Origin of the sequence: Methylorubrum sp. POS3, assembly GCF_043352485.1 — a bacterium.
Taxonomy (GTDB): Bacteria; Pseudomonadota; Alphaproteobacteria; order Rhizobiales; family Beijerinckiaceae; genus Methylobacterium; species Methylobacterium suomiense.
Genome location: NZ_JAPRBT010000001.1, coordinates 4,652,535 through 4,666,867 on the forward strand (window position 1 = coordinate 4,652,535; position 14,333 = coordinate 4,666,867).

Genomic DNA, 14,333 nt, shown 5'->3' on the forward strand with positions numbered 1-14,333 from the left:
CAGAATGTGAATGTCTGCTGCTGGGCGGTGGGCTGATGTCTGCTCATGGCGCAAAGACGAAGGCTGAGTTCGCCTCGTAGCGTGGGTTCAGTATCTTTCTCTTGGTTGGCGCCCTAGGGCAGCAAGTGGTGAGACCGTCGAAAAACTGAGCATCCGCCCGCATTCCGACGCTGCATCCGAAGCGCCGGACCGCGGGTCTCGCATTTGACGAGTGCCCCAAACCACTGCTACGAACTGATTACCGAGCGTTCGAAAAAGCTCAATCTTTGCAATGGTTTCCAGGTCACGGCGGCGAATCCCTCCGTCTCCGCCACCTCTTTTTATTACAGCCGGACAGTGGTTTAGGTGTCGCGGCAACGGATTTGCGTCCGCGTCGACAGTTCAGCTTCGCTGACCCGAATCGGTGACGAAACCACAACCACATTGCCCGTGAGGCTGGCGAAGCCAGCCGGTGCGCCAAAAATCCTACTTGTCGAGAGCCACATAGGTTCCGCCCCAATCGGCGGGCGGCGGCGCGACTTCATAAGTGGCGATGCGGGTCTCGTAGAGATCGTAGAGGCCGCCGAGGCGCACACCATTGATTCCGGCTTGGCGTGCGCGGCACAGCGCCAGGTGAGCGCGGGCCTCGGACCAAGCGCAAGCCCGATAGGCCCGCAGGAAAGCCATATGGGCCTCGCGCAGAGTCTGGAACGCATCCGATGCGAGGAGAGAGGCATCGCCGACGAGCGTCGAGATACGCTCTGCCTCGGCCTTGCCCTTCACCCGGATCAGATCGATCTCGAGAAGGGCGTAGCGATCCCCGACCGCCGCCGCCGTGGCCGCGCCGAGGATCGTCTTGACGGTGTAGGATTTGGATTGTCCTTCCAACCGGGAGGCAAGGTTCACCGGGTCGCCGAGGACCGAGTAGTCGAAGCGCAGGTGTGAGCCCATATTGCCGACGACGCAGCGGCCGGTATTGATGCCGATGCCGATATCGATCGGCAGCACGGGATGCCCGCCGGATTCGGCCTCCACCTTGCGCAGGGCGTTCAGCGCATCCATCCGGGCGATCATTGCGAGCGCCGCGGCGCAGGCATGGGCCTCCTGATCACCGTCGTCGAGCGGCGCGTTCCAGAACGCCATGATGGCATCGCCCATATACTTGTCGATGGTGCCGCGGCTTTCGAGAATCGCGTCGGTCAGGGGTGACAGGAAGCGGTTCATCAGGGCGGTGAGACCGGCCGGATCGGTCTTGTAGAACTCCGCGATGGTGGTGAAGCCGCGCACATCCGAGAACATAATGGTCAGAGTGCGCTCTTCGCCGCCGAGCTTGAGCGTCTCGGGATGGGCCGCGAGCTGCTCCACCAGGGCGGGCGAGAGATACTGACTGAAGGCGGAGCGGATGCGCTGGCGGCCCATCTGCTCGCGCGCGTAGTTCGAGAAGATCAGCGTCGCGTAGACGCTGAGGCTCGCGAGCAACGGAAAGGTCGAATCCTGGAGGGTGTTCTGCTGGGTGAAGCGGATCCAGGTCACACCGACCAGCAGAACCGCCACCAACCCGCCGAGGACGAGGAGCCGCAGCGCGCCGAGCACCGGCGCGAGGACGATGATGCCGAGCCCGACCACGAGCGTCAGTCCGACTTCCAGGAGGACGGCGTAGCTCGGATAGGCAAGCGCTGCCTGCCCCAGCATGATCTCCATCATCTGGGCCTGGACTTCGACACCGGGAATGCTCCGGTCGATCGGCGACGTCTTGTTGTCGAGGAGACCGAGCGCCGAGGTGCCGATCATCACGATCTTCCGTGCGACCCGGTCCGGATCGAAGCTTCCGTCGAGGACCGTGCGGGCGGAGATGAAGCGGGCGGGATCGTGCGCGTTGAAATGCAGCCAAATCGAGCCGTAGGCGTCGGTCGGCACCTCGAGGCCCGGCAAAGCCACGCTGCGGATCCCGCCCGCGTCGGTCCGGACGAGAATCGCCCCGGCCCCGGTCAGGACGCGCAGGGTCTCCAGCGTCACCGCCGGCACCATGCGGCCCTCGGCGAGCATCACCAACGGCAACCGTCGCACGAGCCCATCCCGCTCGGGGACAATGGTGAACATGCCACGCCCTGCGGCCGCGTGTTCCAGAAGCGGCAGATTGTGCAGCAGGCCGGGGAATTCGGACAGGAAGGCGGAAGGGTCCGGGCCGAGCACGGCGAAGCCCGTGCGCGGTAGACCGCCATCGCTCGTCGTGGGTTGCGCCAGGGCGGTCTGGCCCAGGATGACCCGCGCCGAACGGATCGCGTCGGCGAGTACCGCGTCGGTGCTGGGCAGCGCCTCCAGCCGATCGGCCATCGACGCGTCCATGGGCCGGATCGAGCGGGCGATCCGATCCGGCGACAGCCGATCAGGCTCGGGGAAGACCATATCGAAGACGATGGCGGTGGCGCCGGCGTGCGAGAGACGGATCACAAGATCGGCGATCCGGGTTCGCGCCCAGGGCCATTGGCCCTCGTTGCGCAGGCTGTCCTCGTCGATATCGATGATCACCACCGGCCGGATCGTCGTCGGACGCGGGTTCCAGGCCTGCAGGGCATCGAACGTCCGCAATCGAAGGAGTTCGACCGGAGCCGGATCGATGAGGCGCACCGCGATCAGGGCAACGAGCAGCGCGAGGGCGGTAAGCCGGTCGACGCCGACTCGCCGCAGCAGGCTGCGGCGCCGGTACGACGGCGGGGGTGGTGGGGGGACATATCCTGATCCGGTCGGCAGCATGCCGGCTTGCCGGCGCAAGAAGGTTTTCATGGCCGTCTTAGGTGGCCGGAAGATCTGAAACGACGACGGACGACCGGTGAGGCTGAACGATCACTCTAAGAGCGTGAAAAGCAGGACGATCGAGCATCTGGACCGTAAAGATCGCGACGGGATGCACGACCCATAGCACGTCGCTCGTCGTATCACTCGGGCGGATGGGGTGTCGCCTTTCCCACCCCTCCCCTACATCGTCTTATCGTCGTCCCACTCGCTGCCGTTCGTGGGGAAGGATCAGTTCTATTGCCCCACCGCCGAACCGATACGGTATTGGATATGTATGAACGTCTTGAAGTCCGGCCACCTCTGTCCACGCAACGGTCGATGGCCTGCCTGTTCGGTTGCCGGCCGAAACGATGCGAGTTCGGCCGACCACGCATCGCCCCGCCCGGGCGGAGCGATGCCTTAGAGCCCGTCGACTTGCTGACGCTCCGGACGAGCACCGATCAACGATCGGCCTGCTCACCCGCCAGCGTGAGTTCGACATATCGCCGGGTCGTCGGCTTGATCAGCGTCCGCACCCGTTGGGCCATCGCCTCCTCTTCCTGCAGCGACTGGCGGAAGCCGGTGAGGCTGGTGCCTTGGCCGGCTGCGTCGCCGATAGTGATGAGGGAGTGATAGGCGGCGATCTCGAAGTTCTCGAAGGCGTGGTTGGCGTAGGTATTCTTCAGGATCTCATCCTGCGCGGGCGTGTGGCCGAGGGCCATCATATTGCCAACGAAGCCCAAAAATCCCTCCTTGATGGCCGACGGGCTGTCGCCCAAAGCCTGGAGGGCCTCTTCGAGACGGGCGCGCTGGCCGTGCGTCTCTTCGATGTGTCGGCGCAGGGCCTCCTCCATCTCGGGGTAATTCTTCAACCGCTCCACCTGCCGCTCCATGATCTGCAGAGCCTGCATTTCGAGAGCATGGGTGTTCTTCAGGGCGGTGACGTAAATCTCGCGTGCTTCGATTGCCATGTCGACCTTCTCCATATTGGTATCCTGGTTGGATGCCGTCCGACCGGAGACGATTTGCCTCCGGCCGCAACCGGGACGGTTGCCCGGAAGCGGCACTGATCGCGGCGCAAACGCCCGTCAGGCGATCTGCTGAGTCTCGGCCCCGCTGTCGGGACGAGCCGGACCGAGCACCGGCTCCTGGCCCATCGGCTCGTTCTGGACCACGTTGAATTCGCCCTTGCCGTCGAGGGAGCGGCCCCGCGTCCAGCGTCCCTCCGGCGGCGGCGTGCCGTCGCGGCTGGTGGCAAAGAAGCTGTCATTGTAGTTCTGGTTCTCTTCCGATTGCGGGAAGCTATTGGGGATCGGGAGCGCTCCCTCGGTGCCACCGATTTCCTCCGTTGCGGTATGAAGCAACATATCGCGATACTTGGTGTTCGGCGCGCGATTGCCCCAGGCCTGAAAGAAGTACTGCATACAGACGCGGATCTCGCCTTCCACGCCGCCGATCGCCTGCTGGAGCAACCGCGCGTAGATCGAATCGGGGCTGTCGACCCTCACCGGATATTGGTGGCGATTGTCGTGATGATACATCGGGCACAATCCTTCGCCGGGGCGGGCCACGCGAAGCAAGCGAATCGGACCGCAGCTTCGTTGGCCGGTAAATCATCCGGCTCGGGAATTGTTCAGAATTGCTATCGTGCGCTTAGCAGCCAAAACATATGTTGGCCAGCATTGTAGCGGATCTTAACTTAGGTTGATCTGCAACGGTTGAGTTCTCGACCCCAACTCTTCCTGGATTTGCTAGGCTGCTCGGCGGCGCAGCCGGTCGAACAAGGCGTGAATGCCGGCCGCTGGCACAGGCCGGCTGAACAAGTAGCCCTGCGCCTCGTCGCAGCCCTCCAGCCGCAGATGCTCCATCTGTGCCTCGGTTTCGATACCTTCCGCCGTCACCGTCATGCCAAGGCTCCGACCAAGGCCGACCACCGAGCGAACGATGAGGCGTGAGCTTGCGGTGATGTCGAGGTTCCGCACGAAAGACTGATCGATCTTGATCTTGTCGAAGGGGAAGCTCTGCAGGTAGCTCAGCGACGAGTAGCCGGTGCCGAAATCGTCCATGGCGACGCGCACGCCGAGGCGTTTCAGGGTGTGGAGCGTGGCGAGAGTCGCCACGTTGTCGGTCAGCAGCACCGATTCGGTGATTTCCAATTCGAGCCGGTAGGCCGGCAGCCCGCTCTCCGTCAGCGCCTCCATGACGGCGCGCACCACGGCGGCGTTGCGGAACTGGGCGGCCGAGACATTGACCGCGACGCCGATCCCGTCCGGCCAGCTTGCCGCTTCGCGGCAGGCGCGGCGCAACACCCATTCGCCGATCGCTCCGATCGCCCCGGTCTCCTCGGCCAGCGGAATGAACTCCGCCGGCGAGACGTAGCCGCGCTCGGAATGCTTCCAGCGCAGCAGCGCCTCGCAGCAGGAGACGCGATGATGGGCGAGATTGACGATGGGCTGGAAGTACACCTCCAACTCGCCGTGGGCGATGGCGAGCCGCAGATCGTTCTCCAGGGCGCGGCGCTTGCGCAGTTCGAGGTCCATCTCCTCGTCGAAGAACGACCAACCGCCGCGTCCGCCGCCTTTGGCGCGGTACAGGGCGAGGTCGGCGCATTTGAGCAGCGTATCCGGATCCGAGCCGTGCTCGGGTGCGAGCGAGATGCCGACGCTGACACCGACGGCAACGACCTGATCCTCAAGATAGAAGGGTTGCTCGAATATCTCGATCAGACGCGTCGCCAACGCGACTGCGTCCTCCCGCGGGCACGGCCCGGATTGCACGATGGCGAACTCGTCTCCGCCGAGCCGGGCCAACAGGTCGGTCTCGCGCAAGCAGGACTGGAGACGCTCGGCCACGCCGCGCAGCAACGCGTCGCCGACCGGGTGACCGAAGGTGTCGTTCACCTCTTTGAAGCGATCGAGATCGAGGCACAGGATCGCGAAGCCTGAACCGTTCTCCAGGCGCGCGGCCGCATCCTCGAGCCGCTCGGAAAAGACCATGCGATTGGCGAGCCCTGTCAGCGCATCGCGGCGGGCCATGGTGATGATCCGCGCCTCCGCTTCGAAGCGCTGCGTCACGTCCTCGTAAGTCGCGATCCAGCCACCTTCGGCCGTGGGCTGCTGACGCACCGAAACGACCATGTCGCCGCGAATGGTCCGGCACAGGGCGCCGCTGGCTCCGGCGCGCAGCAGATCCTCCTGCTCCAGCAAGAGCTCGAGGGCACGAGCATCGTCGAACGCGGAACCGGCCGCGACCACGGAAGAGATGGCACGCAGCCGCATGCCGGGATGCAAGGTCCCGTATTCGATACCGAACATGTCGCAGAAGCGGCGATTGTGAACGAGCAGGCCCCCCTCCGCATCGAAAAGGCAGAGGCCTTGAAGCATGTTGCTCAAGGCCGCATCGAGTTGCAGGTTGCTGCGCTTGAGTTGGTCTTCCTGCTTCTTCAGGCGCGAAATGTCGGAGCAGACGGCCACGAAGCCGCCGTCGCGGGTCGGAGAGCGGCTGATGCGCAACCAGCGCCCTTCCGCCGCGTGGCGTTCGACGGCGGAGGTTCCGTTGGTGCGCATCGCGATCAGGGTGTCGGCCAGAACCGAGCCGCGGGCATCGGCGATGTTGCCGCCAGCGACCTTCTCGGGCTCGAGACCGAGGAGGTCGGCGAAGCGGGCATTGGCCATGACGATGCGGCCTCCCGCATCGGCCACGACGATTCCCTCGTTCGAGCCTTGGACCGCATCGGCCAGAAGCCCCTGCGCCGATCGGCGCTGGGACACTTCCTCCTGCATCATCGCTCGGATGTTGCTGCGCATTCCGTCCATGGCACGAAGCAAGGCGCCGAATTCGTCGGCGCCCCCCTCCGGCACGGGCACGGCGAGATCGCCGGCGGCGATCCGGGTCGCGACCGCGGATGCCTCGGCGACCGGCCGCACGATTTGGCGCGACAGCAGGAACGCGATGATGCCCGACAGCAGTATGGCGAAGACGGTGGCGGCCATGCTGAGGCGTACGTCGCGGGCGACGAGGGCCCGCGCCGCCTGACGATAGGAGAAGCCGTCCCCGGCGGTGAAATTGATGAGCAGATCGATATGCTGCTCGACCACCGACGCGTGCGCGTCGAGAGCTTGCCAAACATCGGCGGTCTGGGGACCGGTCCCGAATTCCCGGCGGGCTGCCAGCCAATGGCTTAACGCCTCTTTGGCGGCAGCGGATTCCGCAGCGGCGCGGGTCGATTGGGCGCGCTCTTCGGCGATCGCCAGATCTTCCTCGAAGGATTGGACGAGCGCGTTGACCCGGGCTTCCTGAGCACGGCGCTCGCCGGGGTCGGTCGCGAGGCGGGCCCGTGCCACCGCAGCCTGGATCGCCGCGAAATCGGCCGAGGCGGCGCGGGCATAATTGATCGACATCAGGGAACGGTCGTAGGTCTTGTCGGCCAACTGTCCCGTGGTGGCGATACCGATCGCTGCGTATCCACCCAGAATTGCGGTGATCGCGCTCAGCATCAGCGAGGCCAGAAAGATACGGCCTCGGATCGTTCCGCCCACGCGCCACAGCATGCGGACCGGGCCGCGCCGGCAAAGATCGCTGAATAGGGACCGATAGGATGGCATCGTCTGGTCGGGTACTCCGCGACCCAACGATCCGCTACATTCGTTAAGGTAATCTGCACCCAATCGCAAAGCTGAGTTGCGAAGGAAATCTATCGCACCGAATTCCGTTAAGCCGTGCGCAAGCCTCTTGTGCTGAGATCGGATGATCGGCGATCGCCGCGGCGTCTCATGATAAGCGGGGAATGCATGCCTGAACTGGGCCGGGCCGGACTACGGCGAATTGCCATGGCTAGCCTCGCGCTTGCCCTGATCGGGATCGGAGCCGGCGCCTTGGCCTTGACCGCCGGAGAGGCGCCACTTCAGCGCATCGCTCAGAAAGGGCGTGCCTTCGCCCCCGGCGCCGTCGCGCTCAAAGTCGGCGAGAGCGTCGAGATCGTCAACGACGACGGCGATCTCGTTCACCACGCCTACATCGAACACCCCGACTTCAATTTCGATACCGGCGAACAAATCCCGGGCAGCCGGATCGTCGTCACGTTTCCGGCCAAGGGAAGCTTCACGGTTCTGTGCGGCATTCATCCCAAGATGAAGCTCGCGGTCACCGTAAAGTGATGATCGAGTTGTTTGTTGGAAATATTTTATCGAAAACGCTGCCGTTGATTCACGGTTCGAAAACGACCGGCCCTTAACATCCAAACTCAGAGGTTTGGATGTCGAAGAGCTTGGCAGGTGCGGCGGCGGCCCTGATGGTGATCATGGGGTGCGCTTCGGCCGTCGGAATATCGGGTGAGCCGGATCGTACCGCTCGCCTGGCCGAATTCCGTCGCCCGACAGAGATTCCGTTCCCTGAGAGCAATCCCTACAGCCAAGCCAAAGCCGAGCTCGGTCGCTCGCTGTTCTTCGATCCGATGCTGTCGCGCGATCAAACGCGGACCTGCGCCACCTGCCACGTGCCATCCATGGACTGGACGGACGACAAGCCTCGGGCGGTGCGCAACGACGATGCGCCGATGGCGGTGCGCACGCCGACCTTGCTCGACATCGCTTGGATCGAGCGCAGTCTCGGTTGGGACGGGCGCTTCCGCGATCTCGAAGCCGTCGCCTTCGTGCCGATCTCGGCCAAAGCCAATATGGATATGCCCGACACGCTCTTGGTCGAGCGCCTGAACGCGACGCCTTCCTATGTGGAAGCGTTCCGACAAGCCTTTCCGGACGCCGCGGACGAAGCGCGGCCGGTCACCCGTCTGCGGATCGAGCAGGCGCTTGCCACGTTCGAGCGCCTGATCGTCTCCGGTCCCGCGCCATTCGATGCCTGGGTCGCCGGTGACTCGGCGGCCGTCAGCGCGGGGGCGAAGCGCGGCTTCGATCTCTTCACCGGGAAGGCGAATTGCAGCGCCTGTCATTCAGGGGCGATCTTCACCGACGGCTCGTTCCACGACATCGGAACCGCCTCGGGCGACGATCACGGTCGCGGTCGGTTCTTTCCGAATTCCACCGCGCTCCGCTACGCCTTCAAGACTCCGACCCTGCGCAACGTCGCCCGGCGGCCGCCTTACATGCATGACGGTTCGGCCAAGGATCTCGCCGCGGTGATCGATGTGTACGACCGCGGCGGCATCGAGCGCCCGAGCCGTTCCCGCGACATCCGTCCCCTGGGCCTCTCCTCACAGGAGAAGGCGGACCTGATCGCCTTCCTGGAGACCTTGACCGATGCCGGCGCCGACGGCCCGGCTCATCAGCCGATTACGGCAGAGCCGCCGCGCCCCTGAGGCACGGCGGCTCCGGTCCTGCGAAGCTCCCGGGTCCGGCTCAGATCACCGGCACCGCGCTGAGCGCCGTGGCCGCGCTGTAGAGGTCGCCGTACAGGAGGTTGTGGGCGACGTAGTAGACCCCGAGGAAGGCCGTCAGCGCACCGAGGTAGTAGACCGGGGCCAGAACTGTGTCGCGGCGGGTGGCCGGAACCCTCGCATCGTCGGCGGCGATGCCGATCAGCACCGCGATGATGCCCGAATGGCCGACCGCATCCACCTTCCCGAACTCGACGATCGCCGAGATGAAGACTGCGGCCAGGATGATGGCCGCGGCGCGGCGCACCAGCGGCGTCCAGATCAGCGCGAAGGCTAGGGTGAACTCGATCACGCCCGCCGCCCGCATGAAGGTCTCGGCCGAGGCGCCCATGGTCATGCTGGGCTTGGCGGCGAGCAGCGGATCGGTCCACTGGGGATAAGCCCATTTCTCGACCGAAGCCCACATCAGCGTGATGGCAGCGGTGGCGCGCACCACATCGATCGGACGGTAGCCGAACAGGGTGCGGTCGAGACCGGTCAGGGCGAGGTAGGCCGCGACACCGAGGAAGACCGGATAATCGGCCAAGTGGAAGGCGCCGTAATGCCAGACCGCGAAACCGAACAGGAAGACGATGCCGAGCGCCGTCAGCGGCAACGTCCGCTTCCAGATGAGGCAGCCGGCCATGGCAAGCTGGAGCCATGAGATCCAAGACGCGTCCGTCTTCAATTCCGGTGTCAGGATGATGCCGCCGAGATTCCACACCGAGATGAGGAAGAAACCGACCACGGCCCGCACGATCAGGCTCGTATCGTCCCGCAGCCGGAGGGTGACACGGTCGAGGGCGTTGAGAAGCGCGGTGCCAAACGGCGTGCCCTCGGCGAGACATCCGACCATGAGGCAGAGGATGGCGAGGCCGGTCAGCCATTCGAACTCGGCGCAGAGCACCTGCTCCAGGCCACGGGGCTGGCCCGCAACGTCGAAAGCACAGAACCATTTGACGTGGGCGCTCGCCGCTTGCGTCCCTAGAAGGAGGACGCTGGTAGCGGTTGCCAGCACGACGGGAGAGCGCACCCAAATATTGGACACGATGGACATGGCGCCGCCGGAGAGGGAGTGAGGTCCGTTGTTCGATAAAAACTTAACGAATTCGGACGGGTTGCGCTAAGGTTTTGTTCATGCACGTTGACGAATGGTTAATGCCACCCGGTGAACGAACGCAGCCCCTTCATGTGACTGACCGCTTCCGGCGCTGTCGTCCGTCACAGACGCCCTGTGGATATCGGGGATTTTCGGCAGATCCGGACACGGATCTCGTGCGTTGACGGTTCCTGAAGCCCATTCGGGCCAGTCCTCAAACGCAACCCGATCGCGTCGCGCGGCCGGCCTCTACCGTCTGATCCGGGAAACCGAATGGTCGCGCTCTTCAGCCTCGTTTGCCTGGTCGGCGGCGCCGCCCTCGCGGCTACTGCCGAACGCTATCCGGAATGGACCGCGCGGATCGAGACGGCGGGCGGCCTCGCCCTGGTGACGGGCCTCGCGACGATCGGCGCGGGACTCAAGGTTTCGGTTTAAACGGCACTCGGTCACACGGGGTCGGGCGACATCCCAGGCTGCCTGTTCGGCGGCGGGTTCGTCGCCGAACGGGTTTCCGCTTCATCGGACGCGTTTCAACCGCCGCTTCGGCGCAGCACACTCGCGAAGAATCCATCGAGGCCCCCTCCCCGGCCGGATCCTCCGCCGAGATGGCATGGCAGGGTGCGCAGGTCGCCGTTCCCGTCGATCAGCTCCGCATGGCCGCCGACTTGATCCGCGGTGATCGGCACACGTTCGAATGTCGTATGGCGAGCGAGGAACGCGGCGACTTGGTCGCGCCCCTCCTCGACTTCCAGGGAACAGGTGCAGTAGACGAGCCGCCCGCCGGGTGCCGTCAACCGGGCCGCCTTGTCGAGCAGGCGGCGTTGCAGGCCGACGAGGCGAGCGATATCGGCCTCGCTCTTGGTCCAGGCGACGTCGGGATGCCGGCGGATCGTGCCGGTGGCCGAACAGGGTGCATCGAGGAGCACGGCGTCGAAGGGCGTCTCTTCCGAGAGATTGAGGGCATCGGTCGTCACCACATCGGCCGTCAAGTTCAGGCGGGCGAGGTTGCGTTGCAGGCGCTCCAATCGCGCGGCGGAGCGATCGACGGCCGTCACGCGGGCACCCGCCGCGGCAATCTGAGCGGTCTTGCCACCGGGGGCGGCGCAGAGATCGGCAACCCGCTCGTCCGGACGCGGCGCCATGAGACGGACGGGCAAGGCAGCGGCGGCATCCTGTACCCACCAAGCACCGTCGGCATAGCCGGACAGGTCGGCCACGGCTTCCCGCCCGGAGAGGCGGAGCGATCCGAGATCGAGCAGGCGTCCACCGAGGCGCTCGGCCCAGGCGTCCGGTGCATCGCGTAAGGTCAGGTCGAGAGCCGCGCCTTCGAGATGCGCGGCAGCGATGCCGCGGGCGGTCTCCTCGCCGTAGGCGGCGGCCCAGCGTCTCGCGAGCCATTCCGGCGTGTTGACGGCAAGGGGATCGGTTTCGGCGGCCCGGATCGCATCGCGCTCGCGGCCGATCCGCCGGAGTATCGCGTTCACCAGCGGCGCGAGATGCTGCAGCTGCGGGTCGGACTTGGTGAGTCGGACCGCGAGATCGACGGCGGCATGGTCGGCCACGGCGAGGTCGAGGATCTGCGCAGCCCCGGTGACCAGGAGTGCGAGGAGGTGCGGCCTATCCTCGGGGAGCCCATCGCGCAGACGTTCGGCCAAAGCGGCTTTGAGAAAGCCGAGGCGGCGAAAGCTCGCGGTGGCGATGGCACGGGCCAAGGCGCCATCACCCGGATCCAGGCTCTCGCCCCGACCGGCTTGGGCGAGCGCGTCGTCGAGAGCCAGGCCACGGCTCGGTCCGAGCAGCGTCGCGACCGCGTTGGCGGCCACGCGCCGCGCCGCGAGGCCCGGGACGTTCGGATCGATCGGGGGCGGGTTGCGGCGGTTCGGTGTGGATGCCACGCTCTCGGCCGTTCTCATGACGGAAACAGGGGACGGGGCTCGCCCCGAACCCGACGCACTCCCATCTGAGAGCCAGCGATGCAAGCCGATCGAGGGAAACAGGCATGAGCGACGACGCGACGAAGGACGGAGAGAACCGGGAAGCTCGACCGCTCAGCCCCGCCGCGCAGCGGGCTCTTGCCGAGGCCGCCGAGCGCCGCGCCGCCATCGACGCCCGCGCCTCGCAGATCTCAGAGCGCCCGGAGCGGCTCGGTCGCGGCGGTCTCGAGCCGGTTCGCTACACCGATTGGGAAGTGAAAGGTCTGGCATCAGACTTCTGAATCCGCTCGCGCAGCCTCTGATGTCATCAGAGTGTCGCGAAGTGCGGGCGAGGCTGCCTACGTGCGGAGAAGGATCTTAATCCGCACGCAGGAGTGATCGGCATGGCGGGATCGTCTGTGCAGGGTGTGAGCGATGTCATCGCACCCGCTGCGGAACGCCGCGGCCGGCCCGATCTCGACAGAGGCCACTCCCCTCTCCTCCTGATCGCCATCGTGGCAGCCTTGGTGGCGGCTCTGGCCTACGTCGCTTTCAGCATCCACGAGGATGTCGAGGCCACCGGCGCCCGCGTCACGACATACCTGCCTTACATCCTGCTCTTCGTGGCCCTGACCATCGCCCTGGGCTTCGAATTCGTGAACGGCTTTCACGACACCGCCAACGCTGTCGCGACCGTGATCTACACGCATGCTCTGCCGCCGAGCGTGGCCGTGATCTGGTCCGGCTTCTTCAACTTTCTCGGCGTCCTGCTTTCCTCCGGGGCCGTCGCCTTCGGCATCGTCTCTCTACTTCCTGTGGAATTGATCCTCCAGGTCGGTTCAGGCGCGGGCTTCGCCATGGTGTTCGCGCTGCTGATCGCCGCGATCCTCTGGAACCTCGGAACGTGGTTCCTCGGCCTGCCGGCTTCCTCGTCGCACACGCTGATCGGGTCGATCATCGGCGTCGGCGTGGCCAATGCGCTGATGCATGGTCGCTCCGGCACCTCGGGCGTCGATTGGTCCAAAGCGACCGAGATCGGCTGGTCGCTGCTGCTCTCGCCGCTCATCGGGTTCGTCGCGGCGGGGGGGCTGTTGCTGACCCTGCGCGTCCTCGTGCGCAATCCCGCGCTCTATGCCGAGCCCGATGCCAAAGCTCCGCCACCGCTCTGGATCCGCGGCCTACTGATCGCGACCTGCACCGGCGTGTCCTTCGCCCACGGCTCCAATGACGGGCAGAAGGGCATGGGATTGATCATGCTGATCCTGATCGGCACGGTCCCGACCGCCTACGCCCTCAACCGTGCCCTGCCGGAATCATCGGTGTCGCAGTTCCGCAAGACCTCGCAAGCTGCCTCCGCGGTGGTGGCCGGGAAAGCGGCCGGCTACGACATCATCGGCGATCCGCGCCCCGCGGTCACTGCCTACGTCGCGGCCCAGAAGGTCGATTCCGGGACCTACCCGGCGCTCTCGGTGATGATCCGGCAAATCGGCGAGGCGGTCGAGCGCTACGGCAGTCTCGCACAGGTTCCGGCAGAGGCGGTCGGCAACACCCGCAACGACATGTATCTCGCCTCGGAGGCGATCCGCTTCCTGATGAAGGACAAGGAGAGCGCGCTGTCGCCCACCGAGGCCGACACGCTCAAGGCCTATAAGGGCAGCCTCGACGAGGCGACGCGGTTCATCCCGATTTGGGTCAAGGTTGCCGTCGCCGTCGCCCTCGGCCTCGGGACCATGGTGGGCTGGAAGCGCATCGTGGTCACCGTCGGCGAGCGGATCGGCAAGACGCACCTGACCTACGCGCAGGGCGCTTCCGCCGAACTCGTCGCCGCCACGACCATCGCGGCGGCGGACCTCTACGGCCTTCCAGTCTCGACCACCCATGTGCTGTCATCGGGCGTCGCCGGCACCATGGCGGCCAATCGCTCCGGCCTGCAGTTCGGCACCCTGCGGGCGCTGGCCATGGCTTGGCTGTTGACGCTGCCCGTGGCGATGGTGCTGGCGGGCACCCTCTACGTCCTGTTCTCCAAGCTCTTCTGAGAACGACCCTTAAGGAGAGGCGATCGTGGCGTGGCCGTCGCGTCCTCGCGCGGAGCTGCAACGGTGGCGGGCTTGGCGCGATGGTCCGCCCCATCAGGATCGGCTGCCCGGGCCAAGCGTCTGACCGTGCCGCCGGGACACGGCCATAGATGAATGAAAAA

11 protein-coding genes are annotated in these 14,333 nt (G+C 65.5%); 5 read left to right on the top strand and 6 right to left on the bottom strand.

Going from position 1 to position 14,333, the window contains the following annotated elements; genetic code table 11:
* Positions 1–465: 465 nt before the first annotated feature.
* The 4 genes from OWC43_RS21600 to OWC43_RS21615 form a co-directional block, all read right to left on the bottom strand.
* Positions 466–2,763, bottom strand: coding sequence for a CHASE2 domain-containing protein (locus OWC43_RS21600; protein ID WP_393958262.1), 2,298 nt, complete (start codon positions 2,761–2,763; stop codon positions 466–468).
* A 452-nt stretch (positions 2,764–3,215) separates the two neighbouring features.
* A complete protein-coding gene (locus OWC43_RS21605; RefSeq protein ID WP_393958614.1) occupies positions 3,216–3,725 on the bottom strand; it encodes a ferritin-like domain-containing protein in 510 nt (169 codons plus the stop codon).
* A 117-nt stretch (positions 3,726–3,842) separates the two neighbouring features.
* Positions 3,843–4,295, bottom strand: a complete 453-nt coding sequence (locus OWC43_RS21610) for a manganese catalase family protein (protein WP_393958263.1) — start codon at positions 4,293–4,295, stop codon at positions 3,843–3,845.
* 210 nt (positions 4,296–4,505) lie between these two features.
* Positions 4,506–7,304 carry an EAL domain-containing protein gene (locus OWC43_RS21615; RefSeq protein ID WP_393958264.1) on the bottom strand — a complete coding sequence of 933 codons (2,799 nt, stop codon included), beginning with the start codon at positions 7,302–7,304 and terminating at the stop codon, positions 4,506–4,508.
* A gap of 279 nt (positions 7,305–7,583) precedes the next feature.
* Between OWC43_RS21615 and OWC43_RS21620 the strand changes: the two genes are divergently transcribed.
* Together OWC43_RS21620 and OWC43_RS21625 are read left to right on the top strand one after the other, a co-directional pair.
* Complete coding sequence (locus OWC43_RS21620) at positions 7,584–7,910, top strand: hypothetical protein (protein WP_137828253.1); 327 nt, start codon at positions 7,584–7,586, stop codon at positions 7,908–7,910.
* 98 nt (positions 7,911–8,008) lie between these two features.
* Entirely contained in the window at positions 8,009–9,067 is a 1,059-nt protein-coding gene (locus tag OWC43_RS21625) for a cytochrome-c peroxidase (RefSeq protein WP_393958265.1), read from the top strand.
* Positions 9,068–9,107: 40 nt separating this feature from the next.
* Here OWC43_RS21625 and OWC43_RS21630 read toward each other — a convergent pair whose 3' ends face one another.
* Complete coding sequence (locus tag OWC43_RS21630) at positions 9,108–10,181, bottom strand: hypothetical protein (protein WP_393958266.1); 1,074 nt, start codon at positions 10,179–10,181, stop codon at positions 9,108–9,110.
* 315 nt (positions 10,182–10,496) lie between these two features.
* Here OWC43_RS21630 and OWC43_RS21635 point away from each other — a divergent pair, with 315 nt between their 5' ends.
* Positions 10,497–10,658, top strand: coding sequence for a hypothetical protein (locus tag OWC43_RS21635; RefSeq protein ID WP_171015410.1), 162 nt, complete (start codon positions 10,497–10,499; stop codon positions 10,656–10,658).
* Positions 10,659–10,753: 95 nt separating this feature from the next.
* On the opposite strand, the gene OWC43_RS21640 is transcribed toward OWC43_RS21635, so the two are convergent.
* Positions 10,754–12,118 carry an RsmB/NOP family class I SAM-dependent RNA methyltransferase gene (locus OWC43_RS21640; RefSeq protein ID WP_393958267.1) on the bottom strand — a complete coding sequence of 455 codons (1,365 nt, stop codon included), beginning with the start codon at positions 12,116–12,118 and terminating at the stop codon, positions 10,754–10,756.
* A gap of 104 nt (positions 12,119–12,222) precedes the next feature.
* On the opposite strand from OWC43_RS21640, the gene OWC43_RS21645 reads away from it, so the two are divergent.
* Together OWC43_RS21645 and OWC43_RS21650 are read left to right on the top strand one after the other, a co-directional pair.
* A complete protein-coding gene (locus tag OWC43_RS21645) occupies positions 12,223–12,438 on the top strand; it encodes a DUF1674 domain-containing protein (RefSeq protein ID WP_137828167.1) in 216 nt (71 codons plus the stop codon).
* A 102-nt stretch (positions 12,439–12,540) separates the two neighbouring features.
* On the top strand, positions 12,541–14,172 hold the full coding sequence (locus tag OWC43_RS21650; RefSeq protein WP_393958268.1) for an inorganic phosphate transporter: 1,632 nt from the start codon (positions 12,541–12,543) through the stop codon (positions 14,170–14,172).
* Positions 14,173–14,333: the final 161 nt, after the last annotated feature.